The organism is Cerasicoccus sp. TK19100 (assembly GCF_027257155.1).
Classification (GTDB): domain Bacteria; phylum Verrucomicrobiota; class Verrucomicrobiia; order Opitutales; family Cerasicoccaceae; genus Cerasicoccus; species Cerasicoccus fimbriatus.
The window spans coordinates 452,723-468,892 of record NZ_JAPWDU010000002.1 but is presented as its reverse complement, the minus strand read 5'-3'; the positions used below and the strand labels follow the sequence as shown (position 1 = coordinate 468,892).

The window sequence follows — 16,170 nt, the reverse complement described above, 5'->3', positions numbered from 1 at the left end:
AAAGCCTAACGACTATTTTGAAAAGAGAAAGTCCAATTCCTTGTTTGTCACTTCGCGGATGCCGCCGCGGGGGATGCCCTTCATGGGGAGATTACCCATTTGGAAGCGCTCCAGCTTGTCCACAAAGTAGCCGAAAGCTTCGAACATGCGGCGGATTTCACGCTTCCGACCTTGTTCCAGGTGGACTTCCAGGCGGCGGTCCACGTCTTGCCCCTTGGTGGCCATGACGATCTTTTTAGCCTGCAGGAATTCCCCATCGCGCTTGATGCCCTTGATGAGCTTGGGGATAAGCTCGGTGTCGAATTTGCGGCTTAGTTTTACGCGATAGCGCTTGATGACGCCGCCGGAAGGGTGGGTGATGCGCTGGGCCAAGTCGCCATCGGTGGTGAGGATCAGCATGCCTTCGCTCTCTTTATCGAGGCGGCCGCAGCAGATCAACTTGTCGCTGACGAGCTCGGGAGGGACCAACTGGTAAATCGTTTTGGAGTTGTGCGGATCGCTGTGGCTGCAGATGTAGCCCTTGGGCTTGTTCAGCATGAGGACCCAGCGCTTGAGCTTGCGCGCGTTGACGCGCTGGCCCTCGACTTTGACGATATCTTTGCCGGTGACAACTTTGTCGCCGAGCTGGGCGGTTTTGCCGTTGATGGTCACGACACCTTCTTCGATCAGGGTCTCGGCCTTGCGGCGTGAGCAATAACCCTGCTCGGATAAATACTTCTGCAAACGTATGGCTTCTGGTTCTGGCATTGGAACCGTTTATTCATCGGGGCAAACGTCCTTTGGCGCAAGCGATTTTATTAAAATGCAACCAGGGGCGGGCATTCTCCGCAAACGGCTCACTTTCGTCTGATAGAAAGGCCAGGACAGCGAGTTGGCGAAATCTTCGCGAATCATGGTTGCGGCGCGAGAATTTGGGCGCCTTATTCTTCGCGATGTTTCGTCGACTGTTTCAAATCATACTCGGTTGGTATGTGATCTGGTTTCTGGTGGGGTTGGTCGCGGTGGCCATCCCATATGAGTCGCCCGTGGGCCACTGGGAAGACCTGCTGTTCATGATCTTGGCCTCGGCGGTGATTTTTCTCGATGCGGTGCGTCGCATTGGTTGGGGGGCGACGATCGTCGTGCTGCTGTGGATCGGCGTGTTGTCGGGCGGCATCGAAATGTTTGGTGCCAAGACGGGGATTCCGTTCGGCGAATACGGCTACACCGGTCGCTTTGGACCGCGCATCCTGGGGGAGCTGCCCTGGGCCATCCCGCTGGCGTGGTGGGTGGTGCTCTATCCGCTACTGCTGTTTTTCAACATGCTGGCACGGGAAAAAATGCTCAAGCCCGGGCTGATTCCGCTTTGTGTGGCCATTATGGCGACGATGGTCGATGTCTCCCTGGAGCCGGTGGCAACGCTGGTTTGCGGTTATTGGCACTGGGAGAGCAGTGGGCCATACTATGGCGTGCCGATGCTTAATTTCTTTGGCTGGTTCTTCACGGCACTGGTTATCGTGTGGCCGCTGCAGTATTTTATAGGGCGAATCTTTATGGAGGGCTATATCGCGCCGGGGTCGTTGTTTTTGCCGCTGGCCGTGCTGGGCAGTGTATTGACGAGCTTCCTCGTCGCGGGCCTGGTAAACGGCCTCTGGCTGGCAGCGGCGTGGACCGCATTCCTGACGCTGATTATTGCCGTGATCGTGGTGCGCTTCGCCTGGCCTCGGCGGGATGTTTTCCTGCTGACGGACTACGGGCGCTACCAGCCGGGATATCGTCCGCGTAAATATTGATTACAGGTTTCTCACGCTTTCCTGGCCCTGCGCCGACGCTAATAAAACGCTGGCTGTGCTGGTTTTTTCTTCCCACGAGGCGGGAGATTGATTGGATGGACTCGCTATGCCAGCACCTAAAAAAGTCGGAATTCTAACTGCGGGCGGTCTCGCGCCTTGCTTATCGTCGGCCATCGGTGGCCTGATTGAACGCTACACGGAAATTGCTCCGGATACGGAGATCATTTGCTACGTGGGCGGCTACAAAGGCCTGTTGTTGGGCGACAGCATCACGGTGACGCCGGAGATGCGCAAAAACGCCGCGATCCTGCATCGCCATGGCGGCAGCCCGATCGGCAACAGCCGCGTCAAGCTGACCAACGTGAAGGACTGCGTGAAACGGGGCCTCGTCAAAGAAGGCGAAGACCCGCAGAAGGTCGCCGCGGATCAACTCGTCAAGGATGGCGTCCAAGTGCTGCACACCATTGGCGGCGATGACACCAACACCGCTGCGGCGGACCTGGCTGCATTCCTGCACCGCAATGATTACGAGTTGCAGGTCATCGGCCTGCCCAAAACGATCGACAACGACGTCTTCCCGATTGCTCAGAGCCTCGGTGCCTGGACGGCGGCCGAAGAGGGTGCCAAGTATTTCCGCAACATCGTGGCCGAGCACAACGCCAACCCCCGCATGCTGATCGTTCACGAAGTCATGGGCCGCTCCTGCGGTTGGTTGACTGCGGCGACCGCAAAATACTACCGTGACAACATCCTTGGCGACCGTGGCTTCGTGCCCGGCCTTGGCCTGAGCAAGGAGCGCCTCGACGTGCATGCGATTTTTATCCCCGAGATGGAAATCGACCTCGAAGCCGAAGCCGAGCGCCTCAAGAAGGTCATGGATGAAGTCGACTGCGTGAACATTTTTGTCTCCGAAGGCGCGGGCGTGGAGTCCATCGTCAAGCAGATGGAAGCCGCTGGCCAGGAAGTGCCCCGCGACGCTTTTGGCCACGTGAAGCTGGACGCCGTGAACCCCGGCAAATACTTCGGCAGCAAGTTTGCTGAAGCCCTCGGTGCCGAGAAAAACATGGTGCAAAAGAGCGGCTACTTCAGCCGTGCGGCTCCGGCCAATATCGACGACCTCCGCCTAATCAAGAGCTGCACGGATCTCGCCGTCCAATGTGCACACGAAGGCAAGACCGGCGTGATCGGCCACGACGAAGACCAGCGCAACATCCTGCGCGCGATCGAGTTCGAGCGCATCAAGGGCGGCAAGCCGTTCAACATTGACGAGCCTTGGTTCGACGAGCTGCTGGCTGCTATTGGCCAGACCAAGGGTAAGAAGGTCGAAGTCGCCCACTAGGCAGCGTCCGGCTACCCCGGAGAGCCAGCCGTGGCTGAGGCTGAGAGGCAGTTGAGGCTGTTAAGTGAATTTCAAATGCCCGGAGTTCCTGAGTTTTAGCTTGGGAACTTCGGGCCTTTTTCTTGTCATAGAGGCATGGTTTCTGCAGACGAAGCAAAAGAGCTGATCCGCAAATGGGGGCGTCGTCACGACGAACACTTAGGCCTGGCGGGCTTTATGGACATCCTTGCCGAGGACGGGCTGGTGCTGAAATTTGGCGATAATGAGTGGCATGGCTTTGCCGGCTTTGAGGCGCATCAGAAGCTGAAGGCTAAGTTTTTCGACGAGGCGCATGTTTACGATGAAAACGCCTGGGAAATCGAAGTTGCCGACAACGAAACCCGCGCACGTTCCAAGATGATGTGGGAATGCCGCACACGGGAGGGCGATGCACCGCGCAGCCAGCATCTTTGTGCGGACTTAGACCACCGCTGGGTGCTCGTTCGTTGTCCAAGGCGTGGTCAGCCGGTCATTCAATTTCACGAATGCTTGTCTCTAGAATACCGCCCCGGCCAAGGCCCGGAAGGTGAGCACCAAGGCGACGTCCACCTGGACCATTGAAACGGGATTATTGCTCGTTTGGCGTCGTTTGGACCTCTTGAACTTCGTCCGCCAGGCTCTCTTCAAGGGTTGCTTCCTCGGATTCGGCAATTTCGGTCGCGTGTTGGGCTCTGGCCTCCTCTTGGACTTCCTCTGGTACGGGCGTGATCATGATGGGGACAATCATGGCCAACACGATCGCGACAATCGAACCGACAACGGCTTTACCCGCATCGCCAAAGACCAGATTGCGGATTTTCTTTTTGCTGCGGTGGCGCAGATAGAGCGCCAAGCCAATCTCACGGCCTGCCAGCAGTCCCAAGAACACCCACGTCGTGCTCATTGGCATTTTTGGCGGCCAGGGAACTGCTAAGCCCATGGCTTCGAAAAGCTTAGGAATGTAGTCGACCTTGAAAAACAGGAGCACCAAGCCATAGAGCAGGTCGATGAATGTCGCTGAACGGACATCGATTGTATTGGTCTTACTGGTGACGATCTTCTGAATCTTACCGCCGCGTGAGCGGATTAGGTATCCTTGGAGTAGGACCATGCCCAGCAAGGACAGCACTAAACCGGAGACGTGCAGCTGCCGTGGCAGATACACAAAGATATTGGCCAAGTCTTGCACGAGCCACATCGACCAAAGAAAGCCGGTGGAAAGCCACTGGAACACCGTCCAAAACGGATGAGGCGTTTTATCCCCATGCGTTTCAATGAAGTGTTTTTCTAATTTTGCGGTAACTAGCCAGAAAATGACAAACCCGAGGGCAAAGGCGATCGCGTAGCCGACGAGCGACTTCTCCATCATGGATTTAAACAGGTCCACAGCCTCGGTGTAGCTGTTGCCTTCCTGGGCGGCCACAATGCCTTTAAAACCAGTCAAAACCAGCAAAGACGTGCTGACTGGTATCCCCATGCGCGTCAGAATGACGAGCGCAAGCGGGGGTAAGATGAAGACCCAAGTAAAGACGCCGCCATACTCCGATGGAAAAGGGATGTGCTTCGCGGTGAGTCGGCCGAAAGCCGGGTCTCCGCCATTGCTCACCCAGCCCCAGGTCACCGTGACGATCATAATGCCAGATATCCACGCCCATAGTATCCACCAAGGGCGCTTCGCGTTCGAGCTAAGGAACGTGCCAAGCGTCTGGATCGAATCATTGGCTACGATCGCATAGGCCGCCAACGCGAACCCGAGTATCATGAAAAATTCCGACATAAATACAGCTAGATTTTGCTCAAGCCAAAGAGTCGGCTTGATAGCTCGAGGTCAACCTCTGCTGGTGGCTGTCACGAAGTCGTTACATTGGTCACTCTTGCTGCGACGCCATATTTTCCCGTGGCTCGGCGTCGCCGCCCCAAATCATAAGGCCCATCAGACCCGCCAACAGAATGAGCAGCAGCACCGTGAGGGTCCGCGCTTCCTGAGGCGTTAGGCGAAACGGACCCATGGGAGGAGTGCTTAGTCGAATAGGCCCTTGATCTTCTCGCCAGCCTTTTCGACGGCGTCGCCTGCGTCTTCCAGTGCTTGGGAGCCGCTGCCGCCCGTGACGCTCTCCAATACGGCATTAGGATCGTTGGTAATTTCGCGTACAAGCTTGGCAGCTTCTTCGGCAACTTGCTCCAGCACGACGCTCAGGACGTAGTCCGCTGCTTCTGCCGGGGTCACGCCCTCACCGCCGAAGTCTTTATTGATTTCCGGGAGTGTGATCGCGCGACCGGTTTTGACAACTGCCAGGTTGATCGCCAAGTCCACTTCGGCTTCCTTGACGACGAGTTTGTGCAGAATAATGGTTTTCTTGGGCTGCTCTTCGGTGGGCGCTTGCTCGGGCTTTTCGGCAGGCTTGTCATCGGTGCCTTTGAACTTTTTCATGTTCTCATCAATCTGCTTTTGCAGGGTGGTGAGGTTGTTCGTGGCGAGATTCTGATCGTAGGTGAACTTCGGTGCGAGAATGCGAATTTCGTTCACCACGATTGTGTCGGAAAACAGGCTGCCGGGATCGACGTCGATGTAGATTTCACCGGTTTCCATTGCGCTGGGCTTCTCGAAACCCTTGGGATTGCCGACGAACAGGCCGTTGATGCCGATGTTGCCGTCGAACACATTGACGCTGGTGCTTTCAATATAGGTCTTGGTGCCGGTGATTTCTGGTCCGAATTTGTTGAAGGCCTTGGTGACGCCTCCGCCAATGAGGGAATTAACCGTGAAAAAGAGCGCTACTGCGGCAATGACCACAATGAGTACTAAAGCGATGAGAATCTTTTTGATCATAATGTCCCGTAAATCCTTACGATTTTTGGCGAGCAAGCGAGTCTAAAACTTGGCGCGTTATTGAGCGCCGGGTGCGTCGCCGGCATCGGCATCGCCACCCTTGGGCATGAAGCGCCAAAACTCCGTGGCTTGAATGGATTTCAGGTAGCTGAAGCCGGATTTTTTAAAGAAAAAGGCGATCTTGGTGTGATCCTCGTCAAGCGGCTCGACCCAAAAGCATTCGTAGCGCTCGGCACCGAGGGCGTTGAGCATGTTGGTGACTTTATCCGGGTCGCGGGCCAGATCATTGCGGCTGACCACCAACACGCGGTAGTGCCAGGCACCGGCCTTTTTAATGTCTTCCTGCGTCCAGTCGCGGGCGTCCTCATACCAGCCGGTCGTGGTATCCTTGGCTTTGTCGTAGTATTCGCCGGTTTTGCTCTTAGCTTTGTCGTAGTATTCGCCCGTGGCGTCCTTGGCGGCTTCATATTTGGCGCGGACGGACTCCCAGTAGTCGGCCTTTTCCTCCTCACTGGCGTCCGCGGGCGGGGGAGCATCCTCCAGAATGATAACCTCCTCGCGGACGACTTCAGCTTCCGCCGGCGGCGGGGTGGGTTCCTGGTCAGCCTGGAGTGGTAAAACGGCGGTGCTGACCAGGGCGGCGAGTAACAGGCGATATTGCATGTCGCCAGCGTATGCCGCCACCCCGGGGAGGCAAGTCTGATGCTACTCGCCCCAGTTGTTAATATCGTCGCCGAGCCCGCCTTCGTCGATGCCATTGGGGCCGGTGGACCAGATGTCGGGATCGCTGCGGTTGTGCTCGCCGGGGAACCGATACTGATATGCGGAGCCCCAGGAATCGACCAGCTTTCTATCGACGTAGGGTCCGCGCCAACTGCGACCGACATCCTGCGGTTTCTCCGACAGGGCTTGCAAGCCCTGAGCGGTCGTTGGGTAGGTATTCAGGTGCAGCCGGTAGCTCATGAGCTGGGCGCGAATGCCGGACTCCAGGAATTGCTGCTCGATCTTGATCTTGGCGGCCTCGTCGTTTCTCGCCAATGCGGCGATAAGCGTTCCGGCCAGTGCGGCAATGAGCCCCACGACGATAATGATCTCCAGCAAAGTGAAGCCGGAGGAGGAATGGCGTTTTGGTTGTTTCATAGGTCAATTGTGGATGGCCATTACTTTAGCCAATTAAAGATTTTAAATGTCAGGAAATGGTGAGATTTCTGTCATTTCTTTGTCTTCATTGATCTAAACACATGCTTTTATGTTATTAGATTCCCTAATGAATGGCTTTGCCTTGCCTGAAAACGAGACCGCGTCTCACGAATGCTTTTGCGGAAGCGATCAGCCTCCGGCATGCTTCTCATATGCAATGCGAAACACAGGTAGCAGAGTCGCCATTCATGGCCCGGGTTGGGGTGCCCTTAGCGGATATATTTCCACCGGTCAGGGGCGGGCCACGTCATGGACACGGGGCAATGGGCGGTGGTAAGGCGGTGGACGATTCGTTCGCGGACTGGGCACCGGAAGTCAACTGGCAGCGCCGGAAGCAGCCACTGAATCTCTACCTGCACACGCCGTTTTGCCATCACCGCTGTGCGTTTTGCCCATTCTTTCAAAACACGACCAAGCCGGGCTTCAGCGCACGCTATGCGGACCACCTGATCTGCGATCTCGAACGAAAGGCGCGCTGGCTGGGGCCGACGGTTGCGGCGCGCCGCGTGAGCTCGGTATTCTTTGGCGGGGGCACGCCGAGTGACATGGATGCGGCTGATCTGGCCCGGGTGATCTGTAAGCTGCGGGACTTATATCCCATCGACGACGATACGGAGATCACCGTGGAAGGGCGCATCTGGGGCTTCACGCGTGATAAGGCTGAGGCCTGGCGTGAAGCCGGCGCGAACCGCATTTCCATTGGGCTGCAAAGCACTAACACCAAGATTCGGCGCTCGATGGGACGCCTCGCGGACCGCGGCCAAATTCGCGAAACGCTGCAAAACTTCGTCGCCCTCGGCTACGTGACCATTGTTGATCTGATCTATGGCCTGCCGAGGCAGGATGTTGCTTCGGTCGTTGAGGACGTCCGTTTTCTGGCAGAGGAGACCGGTATCGATGGCCTGGACTTGTATGCGCTGAAGCAGTTTCCCGGCAGCCCGTTGGCGAAGGCGGTGGAGCAGGGGAGAATGGCCGCGCCAGCCGACACCCACCTGCGCGCCGAGATGTTTACCGCGGCAGCAGCTGAGCTCGCACGCCATGGCTTCGAGCACTTTACGCCGCAGCACTGGCGACGCAGCGAGCGCGAGCGTTCCATCTACAATCAACTCGCCAAGACCAGCGCCGACATCCTGCCGTTTGGCTCTTCGGCGGGCGGGCGCTTGAGCAATGTGACCATTAGTTGCCACCGGCTGCTGGATGACTACGAAACCGCGATGGACGACGGGTCGCTGGGGGCGCGCTGCACGATTCAAGAGCCCAAGCCCGGGCAGGATTTCACGGATGCCGTGATGTCGAGTATTCAGCGCCGCATGTTGCCACCGCTCAGCGAATGGCCCGCCCACGAAGACTCATCCGCGATTGCTGAAAACTGGCGCGTTGCCGGGCTCATCGGGGAACCTCAGGCAGACGGTATTCCGCTCACGCAGGCGGGGTGTTTCTGGTTTCCGCGCTTGCAGCAGTTGTTGGCAATGCTGACGGCGCAGAGCGTTGGCCGCGCAGCCTGACAAAGCTGAAAGAATTGTGAAACGCGTCACCGGGGGCGATTCCGGCTCGTGCCCGGAGCACGTTTTTATAGCATGTGCATCATCCTTGATGAGGATGGATGATGCGAAAATTTCCCCGACAATTTTGCTTTGCTTGCCTAGGGCTGATCTCCTTTGCCGCCAACGGCGCACCCCAGAGCCCGGAACCATTTCCCCCGGCCATTGGCGAGCCCACGGCCTTAACTGGGGCGACTGCGCGCTCCGCTGAGCATAAGGCACCGCTCTCGCAGAGCGAGTGGACCTATCACAAAAGTGCCGACGGCACGCGACCTAGCGGCGTGGAGCAGCAATACGTCTGGCTGATGAACCGGGCCCGCACGAACCCGACCGTGGAGGGCGTCTGGCTGTCGCTCGTCCCGGATGCTCAGATACAAAACGCGGTGAGTTTTTTCAACGTCAACCTAGACATCTTGCGGGAGGAATTCGCCGCGATTCCGGCCCGGCCGCCAGCGGCGTTTGACGTCCGTTTGCACAATGCGGCGGTGGACCATTCGAACTATCTAATCAGTGTTGATGGGCAAAACCACAACGGCCAAAGCACACGGGTGACGGATGCCGGCTTTAGCTGGACCAGCTACCGTGGCAGCGTCTTTTCCTACTCGCGCAACGGACCGTACGGACACGCCGGGTTTAACATTGATTGGGGCGGCAACGACGGCACCGGCATGCAGACTGGGCGCGGCCATCGCGCCGGGTTGATGGGTAATTACAGCAATGTCGGCGTCGGCATCGTCGAAGATAATGATAACACCAACGCCATCGGCCCACAGGTGACGACGATCAACTACTGCAATGCCCGCAGCTCATCGCCCGATCATTATAATCGCTTCATCGTGGGCACAGTCTGGGAGGACTTAAACGGCAACCAGCTTTATGACCCGGGCGAGGGGCTTGGCGGTGTTACGGTGATGCCCGATAGCGGAAATTTTTTTGCCGTGACCGGCGAAGCAGGCGGCTACGCCATCCCCGCTGATGCTGGCAACTACCAACTGACATTCACGGGCGGCTCACTCGCCCAAACGGTCACGAAGGAAGTCACCGTGGGCACGGGAAGTGCGCTGGTCCCTTGGTTGAATTTCCCTGCAGAGGCTCAACTGGTAGGCGCGAGCGTCGAGATCGACTCCACCACGCGCGAGACCGATGCGAGCTGGAGCGTCGTCTATGGCCAACCGACCAGCATTGTGGTAAGCGATAATCTGGTGGATTGGGAAATTATCGACAGCGGCAAAAGCACCATCGGCAGCACGGTTAGTTGGTCTGAGGCCTGGCCGGGCGGCTCCCCACGTTTTTGGCGAGTCCAGTCCTGGAGCTATCTGGAGTAAGTTCGCCTCGACAATCTGTGATTGCTGGATTCAGATCAAGTGATGAAGCTATCTATCCCGACTTTGTTACTGTTTGTATTTTCGCTAGCGTTAAACGGACTACAGGGGCGAACCTGGACGAGTCTCGACGGGAGAACACTCGAAGCGGATTATATTTCTTCGACGGATGATCGTGTCGAGGTGCGCCGCTCGGTGGATCAGCGGATATTTCAGCTCCAGATTGATCAGCTAAGCCCCGCCGACCGGGAGTTTATTGAGGAACAGCGTATCATTGAATTGGGCACGCTGCACACTCCTGATGAGTTCGAGTTCGCGCATTTCCGCCCGCGTATTGATGGCTTCAAATTTGGCGGTAATCGTGTACCCGCAAACTATCTGGGAGTCGTTTCCCTGCGTGAGAAAACGTTGGGCGTTGTTCCTTATTGGATGGACGGCATGAGTATTGGCAAGGATGGCGAAATTATCATGTCTTCCGGTAATGGAACGACGCCGCACATGAAGCTAATTACGTGGACGCCCGAAGCGGGTGCGCGGGACATCGTGCCGCTGGAGTATATAAAGAGCGAGCCCGGTATCAGCCCGGAAGAGCGAGCCAAAGACCAACAGGAGGGCCGTTTCTGGTTCTTTGGTGGCCAGATTGCCCATGATCGCGATGGCGACGTGCTCTTCACGCTCGGGGCCTGTGGCGGCAATGGCATTTTTCGTGTGGATAGCGCAAATCCCGTTCGCTTGGAGCGGCTCAATACGTGCATTGCAAGCAGTAGCTTACAGGTGCCGCCGTGGGATAACCGCTACGCCTATATCGCCCGAGGGGAAGACATCCGTAAATTTAAGATTTCACGGAATTCGGCGGATGAGGACGACGTTGTTTTCACGATCAATGGGGACAAAATTTACTTGGGCAACTGTCTCATGCTCGACGAAGATCGACTGATCGCTGGCATTAGCTTGCCCACGGAAGAAGTCGATGAGCGGGGGATTAAGATCAGTGGCAAATTTGGCATCCTTATCGACCGCAAGGCCGACGGATATTACCTGCTAAGCGACGGACTTTTGGGGGCCATGGCGCTGAACCCCGAAACGGGCCAACTGCTACGAGTCGCGATCGCCGACGAGCGCAAATATGAGGTGCGGGAATTCGAAATCGTGAAAGGCAGCTAAGCAGGCGCCTTTAAACTTGCCACAGGGGCGGCTCGGCATCAGCGTTTCCCGCTTCTCATGAGCCAGAAACAGCCCGATCAAGACAATTCCCATGACCTTTTCGCCGTGCGCCGCGAAAAGCTCGACAAGCTGCGCGCAGCCGGCCGCGATCCTTTTCGCGCCAATTGGGAACAGACGCACACCAGCAAGCAGGCCTTCGCGCAATTTGAAGCCGAAGAAGCCGCTTTCTTTGACGCAAACCCAACGGTGAAAGCCGAGCTCGAGGTTTACGAGGCTGCTGCCGAGAAACAGAACGCTGCCAAGATGGAGCGCCGCGCCAAGATCCAGGCCGGCGAGATTTCGCAGGACGATCCGTTTGAACTGCCCGAAGTCCCCGCGAAGCCGGAAGTGCCGATGGGCCCCGAGGTCTCGATGGCGGGCCGCGTCATCACCTTCCGCGTGATGGGCAAGGCGAGCTTCATGAAGATCCTCGACCGCGACGGCGTTATCCAGCTTTACGTGACCCGCGACGACCTCCCCGAGGGCGAATATAACGACTTCTTCAAGAAGATGGTGGACATCGGCGACATCATCGGCGTCCGCGGCCAGACTTTCCGCACCTCGACGGGCGAGATCACGGTCCACATCAAGGACTACGCGATCGTCTCCAAGTCGATGCGTCCGCTGCCGGAGAAGTTCCATGGCATGACCGATAGCGAGCAGATTTACCGCCAGCGCTACCTCGACCTGATCAGCAACGAGGAGAGCCGCACGCGCTTCCGTCAGCGCAGCGAAATCGTTAAGGAAATCCGCCGCTACCTGTGGGACAAGGACTTCGCCGAAGTGGAAACGCCTTGCCTGCACAACGTGGCCGGTGGTGCCGCCGCGCGTCCGTTCGTCACGCACATGAATGCGCTGGACTGCGATTTCTACCTGCGCATCGCGCTGGAGTTGCACCTCAAGCGCATGCTCGTGGGCGGCGTTGACCGCGTGTTCGAGCTCAGCCGCGTGTTCCGTAACGAGGGCCTTTCCCGCCGCCACAACCCCGAGTTCACGATGCTCGAGGTCTACCAGGCATACTCCGACTACCGCGGCATGATGGACCTCGTGAAGGGCCTGATCCTGCACCTGTGCGAGAAGGTGCTCGGCACGTATCAGATCCCGGTTTATGGCAAGGACGAGGTGATCGACTTCGCCGCCCCGTGGCGCGAGGCGCAATACAATGACCTCATCATCGAAGCGACTGGCGATGCTGATTGGTTCAGCCGCAGTCGCGAGGAAAAGCTGGCCGCCTGCGCCAAGCTGGGCATCCAGGTGGACCCCGAAGCCGCTGATTTCGAAGTGACCAACGACGTCTTTGAAAAGCTGATCGAGCCCACGCTGATCCAGCCGACATTCGTCACCCGCATCCCGAAGGAGCTTTGCCCCTTGGCCAAGCTCAACGAGTCCGGCGACGGCTCACTGGACGTGTTCGAGCTCTGCATCAACGGCCAGGAAATCGCCCCGGCTTACAGCGAGCAGAACGACCCCTTCGTACAGCGTGAGATGTTTGAAGCGCAAGTCGGCGAAGAGACGCAAGACCTCGACGAAGACTTCCTCGTGGCCCTCGAGCACGGCATGCCACCTGCCGGCGGCATGGGCATCGGCATCGACCGCTTGGTCATCCTGCTGACGTCCGCCTCGAACATCCGCGACACCATCCTGTTCCCAACTCTGCGCAACAAAGTAAGCGCGGAGTAGACCATCGCAATTCGGCAAACTTTAGCGCCCTGACTCTGGATAGAGCAGGGCGCTTTTTTCTTGGCCATGGGGGAAGACGGTGTCTGACTGGGGTGAACGATAATCTGCGTTGTTATGAATTCCCCCACTGACCCGGTTGCGTACGAAGATTTTGGCGCGGTTGGCGATGGCGTCACCGATGACTTGTCGGCCATTGTCAAAGCACATGCACACGCGAATGCGCATGGACTGCCAGTCAAGTCGAAGCCCGACGCGACTTACCACCTTGGTGCCAGTGCGCAAACGGCGTTCATTGAAACGGATACCGACTGGAGCACATCGCGCTTTACGATCGACGACACGGAGGTGGAGGATCACCAGAAGTATCTGTTTGTTGTCCGCTCTGCGTTACAAAGTGAGCCGCTTGAGCTGAGCAGTTTGTCGCGTGATCAGCGCCAGGTCGATGTCCGGCCCGAGCACGATTGCTACGTCTTTGTCGAGAATGCCAACCAGCTGCTTTACCGTCGGCGGGGTTTGAATCAATCCAACGGTCACCCGCAACAGGACTGTTTTATCCTGCGACGTGACGGGTCCATCGAAGGCGATATCGACTGGTCTTACGATGCTTTCACTGCGGTGAAAGCTCAGCCGATGGATGCGCGGAAACTGACGGTGCGGGGCGGCGTTTTTACCACGCATGCCAACCGCATGGACATTGAAGGCTTCTCCTATTGGGCGCGCGGGATCGAGGTTATGCGCTCGAATACCGAGGTCGTCGGATTGACGCATTATGTGGCGGGTGAGACCAGCATTGGCCAACCTTACCGGGGCTTTCTTAGTGCAAGCCATTGCGCCAATGTCACTTATCGGGACTGCTTTGCGAGTGCTCACAAGACCTACACCCTAATCGGGCCTGCGGGCAAACCGGTCACGATTGGTTCCTATGATATGCACGCGAACAATGTCGTGAACTTCAGCGTGATCAACTGCCGGATGAACCTGATTTGTGACCGCACACGTTGGGGCGTGATTGCGACGAATTTCTGCAAAAATATCGTGCTCGAAGACTGTTTTCTGTCGCGTATGGACACGCACATGGGCGTTTCTGGCGTTTACACGATGCGGAATTGCACCTTCGGCTACATGGGGGTGAACGCGATAGGTCGTGGCAAGCTCACCTTGGAAAATTGTACGATTTACGGGGCGCACGTCGTGAATTTGCGTGGAGATTATGGGAGCACCTGGGAAGGAAATCTAAAGGTGCGAAACTGCCGTTGGATTCCATCTTGTGGCGATGAAACTTGGCCGAGTCTCCTTGGCATGAATAACGATGGCGCGCACGACTTTGGCTATCCGTGCTACATGCCGCGAGAGATCGAGATCGATGGTCTGCATGTCGAGGATGGCAATCACCCCGCCGACTACACGGGCATGTATTTCCTCGACGACCCTGAAAATGGCGAACCCCTGCCTGCAGCGGAGCAGTTGTCCCCGTACGTAGTCTGCGAGCGAATTGAGGTAAAAAATGTCACGTCGGCTACGGGTCTAAGCCCGCAAATCTCATCCAACCAACGTCTGGTTGAAGCAGTTGAGCTAGTTTCCCTGTAGCTGAATTCTTTGGCGAATCGTGTTCGCAAACTGGTCAATGAATTACTGAGGTATGAGCATGAATTCCGACATTGCTGCTTACCTGCATGACGCTGCCCCTTGGCGCGCGGAGCTCGAACGCTTGCGGAGTATGTTGCTGGCGTGTGGCCTCTCCGAAGAGTTGAAGTGGCGGCAGCCCTGTTACTCAATCAACGGTGGTAACGTAGCCATCATCGGGACGTTAAAGGATTGCTGCACGATTGGCTTTTTCAAAGGCGCATTGCTCAGTGATCCTGAAGGAGTGCTTGAGAAACCAGGCGAGAACACGCTGGCCGCGCGTCGGATTAAGTTTACCAGTGTGGCGGAAATCGATGAGCAAGAGTCGGTGCTAATGGCGCTCATCCAGGAGGCTGCGGATAATGAAAAACAAGGCAAAGCCGTTGAAAAACCAGCGAGCCAAAGCCTCGATGTCCCCGAGGAGTTGCAGGCTGAATTCGACGTCGACCCCAGCTTTCAGAAGGCGTGGGAAAAGCTGACGCCAGGACGCCAGCGCGCCTATCTGATGCACTTTTCCTCGGCCAAGCAAAGCGCCACGCGGACCTCACGCATTCATAAGGTGATCCCTCGCATCATGGATGGCTACGGCATGAACGACTGCACCTGCGGCCTCTCCAAGCGCATGCCCGGCTGCGACGGCTCGCACAAGTTTCTTTGACGAAAACTTTGGCAATGCTTCGGGCCAACACAACCAGATGTGTTAGAGCGAGACATTCCCATGTGTTTGGTCAACACATCCTGATGTGATGCCTCAACAGATCCTAATGTGTTGGCGCAACAGATGGTAATGTGTTGTTGAAAACGATCCTAATGCTTTTTCCAAAACGATGGGGATCCTTTTGGAAAAACGATAGTAATCGTTTTGAGGGGCGCGTTATCGGGAAATTGCATGCATATTTGCCGAAATGCGCGCTACTGCCGCAGCAGGCGGTAGAACTGTTGGCTGCCCTCGGGCATGTCGACGTAGATGACCACCGGGCCGCTGACGCCGCTGAGGTTGCTGCTGTTGGAATCGCCAGATGGCGTCAGGGAGAAGGTCGCCAAAGCCCAGGACTCCTCTTGGAGCGTGAGGCTGGATTGCAAGGAATAGGTGGTTCCCGCTTCAGCAGTGAAGCTTAACTCCAGCCGGTCGCCGATCTTTTGGAAGGAGCGGATCGTGAAGACTTCGCTCGCCGCTCCGGCGGCTGCGGCTTCGACTGAGTAGGCCGACATGATTGCCGTGTCGCCTTGCGGGGCGCCCACAGCGTAAACGCGGTAGACGTAGGTTTCGTTCGGATCGAGGGGGCTGTCGGTGTAGGTGGTGGAGTTGGCGGGAAGCGCCGCGATCAGCGCCCATTCATAATTGCGGGCATTGCGGCGCTCGACGTAGTAGCCCGTTTCGCTGTTCGACGTGTCCTCCCAGACCAGCGTGGCGGACGTGGTGCTGCCCAGCGTCGCGGAGAAATTCTGCGGCGCGCTGGGCACGTTGATGTTCGTCACCGCAAGCAGGTTGTTCGCATCGTCGTAAACGAAAAGCGTGGCGGCGCCATCTTCGCGAATCGTTTGCGTCAGGCGGTTGGCGTCGTCATAGACGTGGGTCACGCCGCTCGCGAATTGGGCGAAGCCGCAGATGCCGATCAAAGCTGTGAGGCGAAGGCGCATA

General features: G+C 57.2%; 16 protein-coding genes. 9 read left to right on the top strand and 7 right to left on the bottom strand.

The window, feature by feature from the left end:
• Positions 1-12 precede the first annotated feature (12 nt).
• Positions 13-747, bottom strand: coding sequence for a pseudouridine synthase (locus O3S85_RS05465; RefSeq protein WP_269538789.1), 735 nt, complete (start codon positions 745-747; stop codon positions 13-15).
• 185 nt (positions 748-932) lie between these two features.
• On the opposite strand from O3S85_RS05465, the gene O3S85_RS05460 reads away from it, so the two are divergent.
• The 3 genes from O3S85_RS05460 to O3S85_RS05450 all read left to right on the top strand — a co-directional run bounded on the left by O3S85_RS05460 (position 933) and on the right by O3S85_RS05450 (position 3,711).
• Entirely contained in the window at positions 933-1,772 is an 840-nt protein-coding gene (locus tag O3S85_RS05460) for a carotenoid biosynthesis protein (RefSeq protein WP_269538788.1), read from the top strand.
• A gap of 106 nt (positions 1,773-1,878) precedes the next feature.
• On the top strand, positions 1,879-3,111 hold the full coding sequence (locus O3S85_RS05455; RefSeq protein ID WP_269538787.1) for a pyrophosphate--fructose-6-phosphate 1-phosphotransferase: 1,233 nt from the start codon (positions 1,879-1,881) through the stop codon (positions 3,109-3,111).
• A gap of 135 nt (positions 3,112-3,246) precedes the next feature.
• Positions 3,247-3,711, top strand: a complete 465-nt coding sequence (locus tag O3S85_RS05450) for a hypothetical protein (RefSeq protein WP_269538786.1) — start codon at positions 3,247-3,249, stop codon at positions 3,709-3,711.
• A 7-nt stretch (positions 3,712-3,718) separates the two neighbouring features.
• Here the strand turns inward: O3S85_RS05450 and O3S85_RS05445 are convergent, their stop codons facing one another.
• The 5 genes from O3S85_RS05445 to gspG form a co-directional block, all read right to left on the bottom strand.
• The gene (locus O3S85_RS05445) at positions 3,719-4,891 is read right to left on the bottom strand and encodes a hypothetical protein (RefSeq protein ID WP_269538785.1); all 1,173 of its coding nucleotides are present in this window, start codon (positions 4,889-4,891) and stop codon (positions 3,719-3,721) included.
• A gap of 106 nt (positions 4,892-4,997) precedes the next feature.
• Entirely contained in the window at positions 4,998-5,138 is a 141-nt protein-coding gene (locus O3S85_RS05440) for a hypothetical protein (RefSeq protein WP_269538784.1), read from the bottom strand.
• An 11-nt stretch (positions 5,139-5,149) separates the two neighbouring features.
• Positions 5,150-5,959, bottom strand: coding sequence for an AsmA family protein (locus O3S85_RS05435; RefSeq protein WP_269538783.1), 810 nt, complete (start codon positions 5,957-5,959; stop codon positions 5,150-5,152).
• 57 nt (positions 5,960-6,016) lie between these two features.
• Positions 6,017-6,622 (bottom strand): hypothetical protein, encoded by a 606-nt coding sequence (locus tag O3S85_RS05430; protein WP_269538782.1) that lies wholly within the window; start codon positions 6,620-6,622, stop codon positions 6,017-6,019.
• 42 nt (positions 6,623-6,664) lie between these two features.
• A complete protein-coding gene (gspG, locus tag O3S85_RS05425; protein ID WP_269538781.1) occupies positions 6,665-7,099 on the bottom strand; it encodes a type II secretion system major pseudopilin GspG in 435 nt (144 codons plus the stop codon).
• Between the two features lie 341 nt (positions 7,100-7,440).
• Here gspG and O3S85_RS05420 point away from each other — a divergent pair, with 341 nt between their 5' ends.
• The 6 genes from O3S85_RS05420 (at position 7,441) to O3S85_RS05395 (ending at position 15,186) form a co-directional block, all read left to right on the top strand.
• Entirely contained in the window at positions 7,441-8,664 is a 1,224-nt protein-coding gene (locus O3S85_RS05420; RefSeq protein ID WP_269538779.1) for a radical SAM protein, read from the top strand.
• 98 nt (positions 8,665-8,762) lie between these two features.
• Positions 8,763-10,025: a CAP domain-containing protein gene (locus O3S85_RS05415; protein ID WP_269538778.1), complete on the top strand. Its 1,263-nt coding sequence runs from the start codon at positions 8,763-8,765 to the stop codon at positions 10,023-10,025.
• A 42-nt stretch (positions 10,026-10,067) separates the two neighbouring features.
• On the top strand, positions 10,068-11,186 hold the full coding sequence (locus O3S85_RS05410) for a hypothetical protein (RefSeq protein WP_269538776.1): 1,119 nt from the start codon (positions 10,068-10,070) through the stop codon (positions 11,184-11,186).
• Between the two features lie 57 nt (positions 11,187-11,243).
• Complete coding sequence (lysS, locus tag O3S85_RS05405; protein ID WP_269538775.1) at positions 11,244-12,905, top strand: lysine--tRNA ligase; 1,662 nt, start codon at positions 11,244-11,246, stop codon at positions 12,903-12,905.
• A 114-nt stretch (positions 12,906-13,019) separates the two neighbouring features.
• The gene (locus tag O3S85_RS05400) at positions 13,020-14,492 is read left to right on the top strand and encodes a right-handed parallel beta-helix repeat-containing protein (protein ID WP_269538774.1); all 1,473 of its coding nucleotides are present in this window, start codon (positions 13,020-13,022) and stop codon (positions 14,490-14,492) included.
• Between the two features lie 58 nt (positions 14,493-14,550).
• Positions 14,551-15,186: a DUF1801 domain-containing protein gene (locus tag O3S85_RS05395; protein WP_269538773.1), complete on the top strand. Its 636-nt coding sequence runs from the start codon at positions 14,551-14,553 to the stop codon at positions 15,184-15,186.
• A 254-nt stretch (positions 15,187-15,440) separates the two neighbouring features.
• Here O3S85_RS05395 and O3S85_RS05390 read toward each other — a convergent pair whose 3' ends face one another.
• Positions 15,441-16,169, bottom strand: coding sequence for a fibronectin type III domain-containing protein (locus tag O3S85_RS05390; protein ID WP_269538771.1), 729 nt, complete (start codon positions 16,167-16,169; stop codon positions 15,441-15,443).
• Position 16,170 lies beyond the last annotated feature (1 nt).

What these genes read in the sequence shown, in the direction of transcription:
- O3S85_RS05435 (WP_269538783.1), bottom strand. Translation starts at nt 5,959, where the DNA reads ATGATCAAAAAGATTCTCATCGCTTTAGTACTCATTGTGGTCATTGCC.
- O3S85_RS05410 (WP_269538776.1), top strand. Translation starts at nt 10,068, where the DNA reads ATGAAGCTATCTATCCCGACTTTGTTACTGTTTGTATTTTCGCTAGCG.
- O3S85_RS05415 (WP_269538778.1), top strand. Translation starts at nt 8,763, where the DNA reads ATGATGCGAAAATTTCCCCGACAATTTTGCTTTGCTTGCCTAGGGCTG.
- O3S85_RS05400 (WP_269538774.1), top strand. Translation starts at nt 13,020, where the DNA reads ATGAATTCCCCCACTGACCCGGTTGCGTACGAAGATTTTGGCGCGGTT.
- O3S85_RS05445 (WP_269538785.1), bottom strand. Translation starts at nt 4,891, where the DNA reads ATGATACTCGGGTTCGCGTTGGCGGCCTATGCGATCGTAGCCAATGAT.
- lysS (WP_269538775.1), top strand. Translation starts at nt 11,244, where the DNA reads ATGAGCCAGAAACAGCCCGATCAAGACAATTCCCATGACCTTTTCGCC.
- O3S85_RS05430 (WP_269538782.1), bottom strand. Translation starts at nt 6,622, where the DNA reads ATGCAATATCGCCTGTTACTCGCCGCCCTGGTCAGCACCGCCGTTTTA.
- O3S85_RS05390 (WP_269538771.1), bottom strand. Translation starts at nt 16,169, where the DNA reads ATGCGCCTTCGCCTCACAGCTTTGATCGGCATCTGCGGCTTCGCCCAA.
- O3S85_RS05440 (WP_269538784.1), bottom strand. Translation starts at nt 5,138, where the DNA reads ATGGGTCCGTTTCGCCTAACGCCTCAGGAAGCGCGGACCCTCACGGTG.
- O3S85_RS05460 (WP_269538788.1), top strand. Translation starts at nt 933, where the DNA reads ATGTTTCGTCGACTGTTTCAAATCATACTCGGTTGGTATGTGATCTGG.
- O3S85_RS05465 (WP_269538789.1), bottom strand. Translation starts at nt 747, where the DNA reads ATGCCAGAACCAGAAGCCATACGTTTGCAGAAGTATTTATCCGAGCAG.
- O3S85_RS05395 (WP_269538773.1), top strand. Translation starts at nt 14,551, where the DNA reads ATGAATTCCGACATTGCTGCTTACCTGCATGACGCTGCCCCTTGGCGC.
- O3S85_RS05455 (WP_269538787.1), top strand. Translation starts at nt 1,879, where the DNA reads ATGCCAGCACCTAAAAAAGTCGGAATTCTAACTGCGGGCGGTCTCGCG.
- gspG (WP_269538781.1), bottom strand. Translation starts at nt 7,099, where the DNA reads ATGAAACAACCAAAACGCCATTCCTCCTCCGGCTTCACTTTGCTGGAG.
- O3S85_RS05450 (WP_269538786.1), top strand. Translation starts at nt 3,247, where the DNA reads ATGGTTTCTGCAGACGAAGCAAAAGAGCTGATCCGCAAATGGGGGCGT.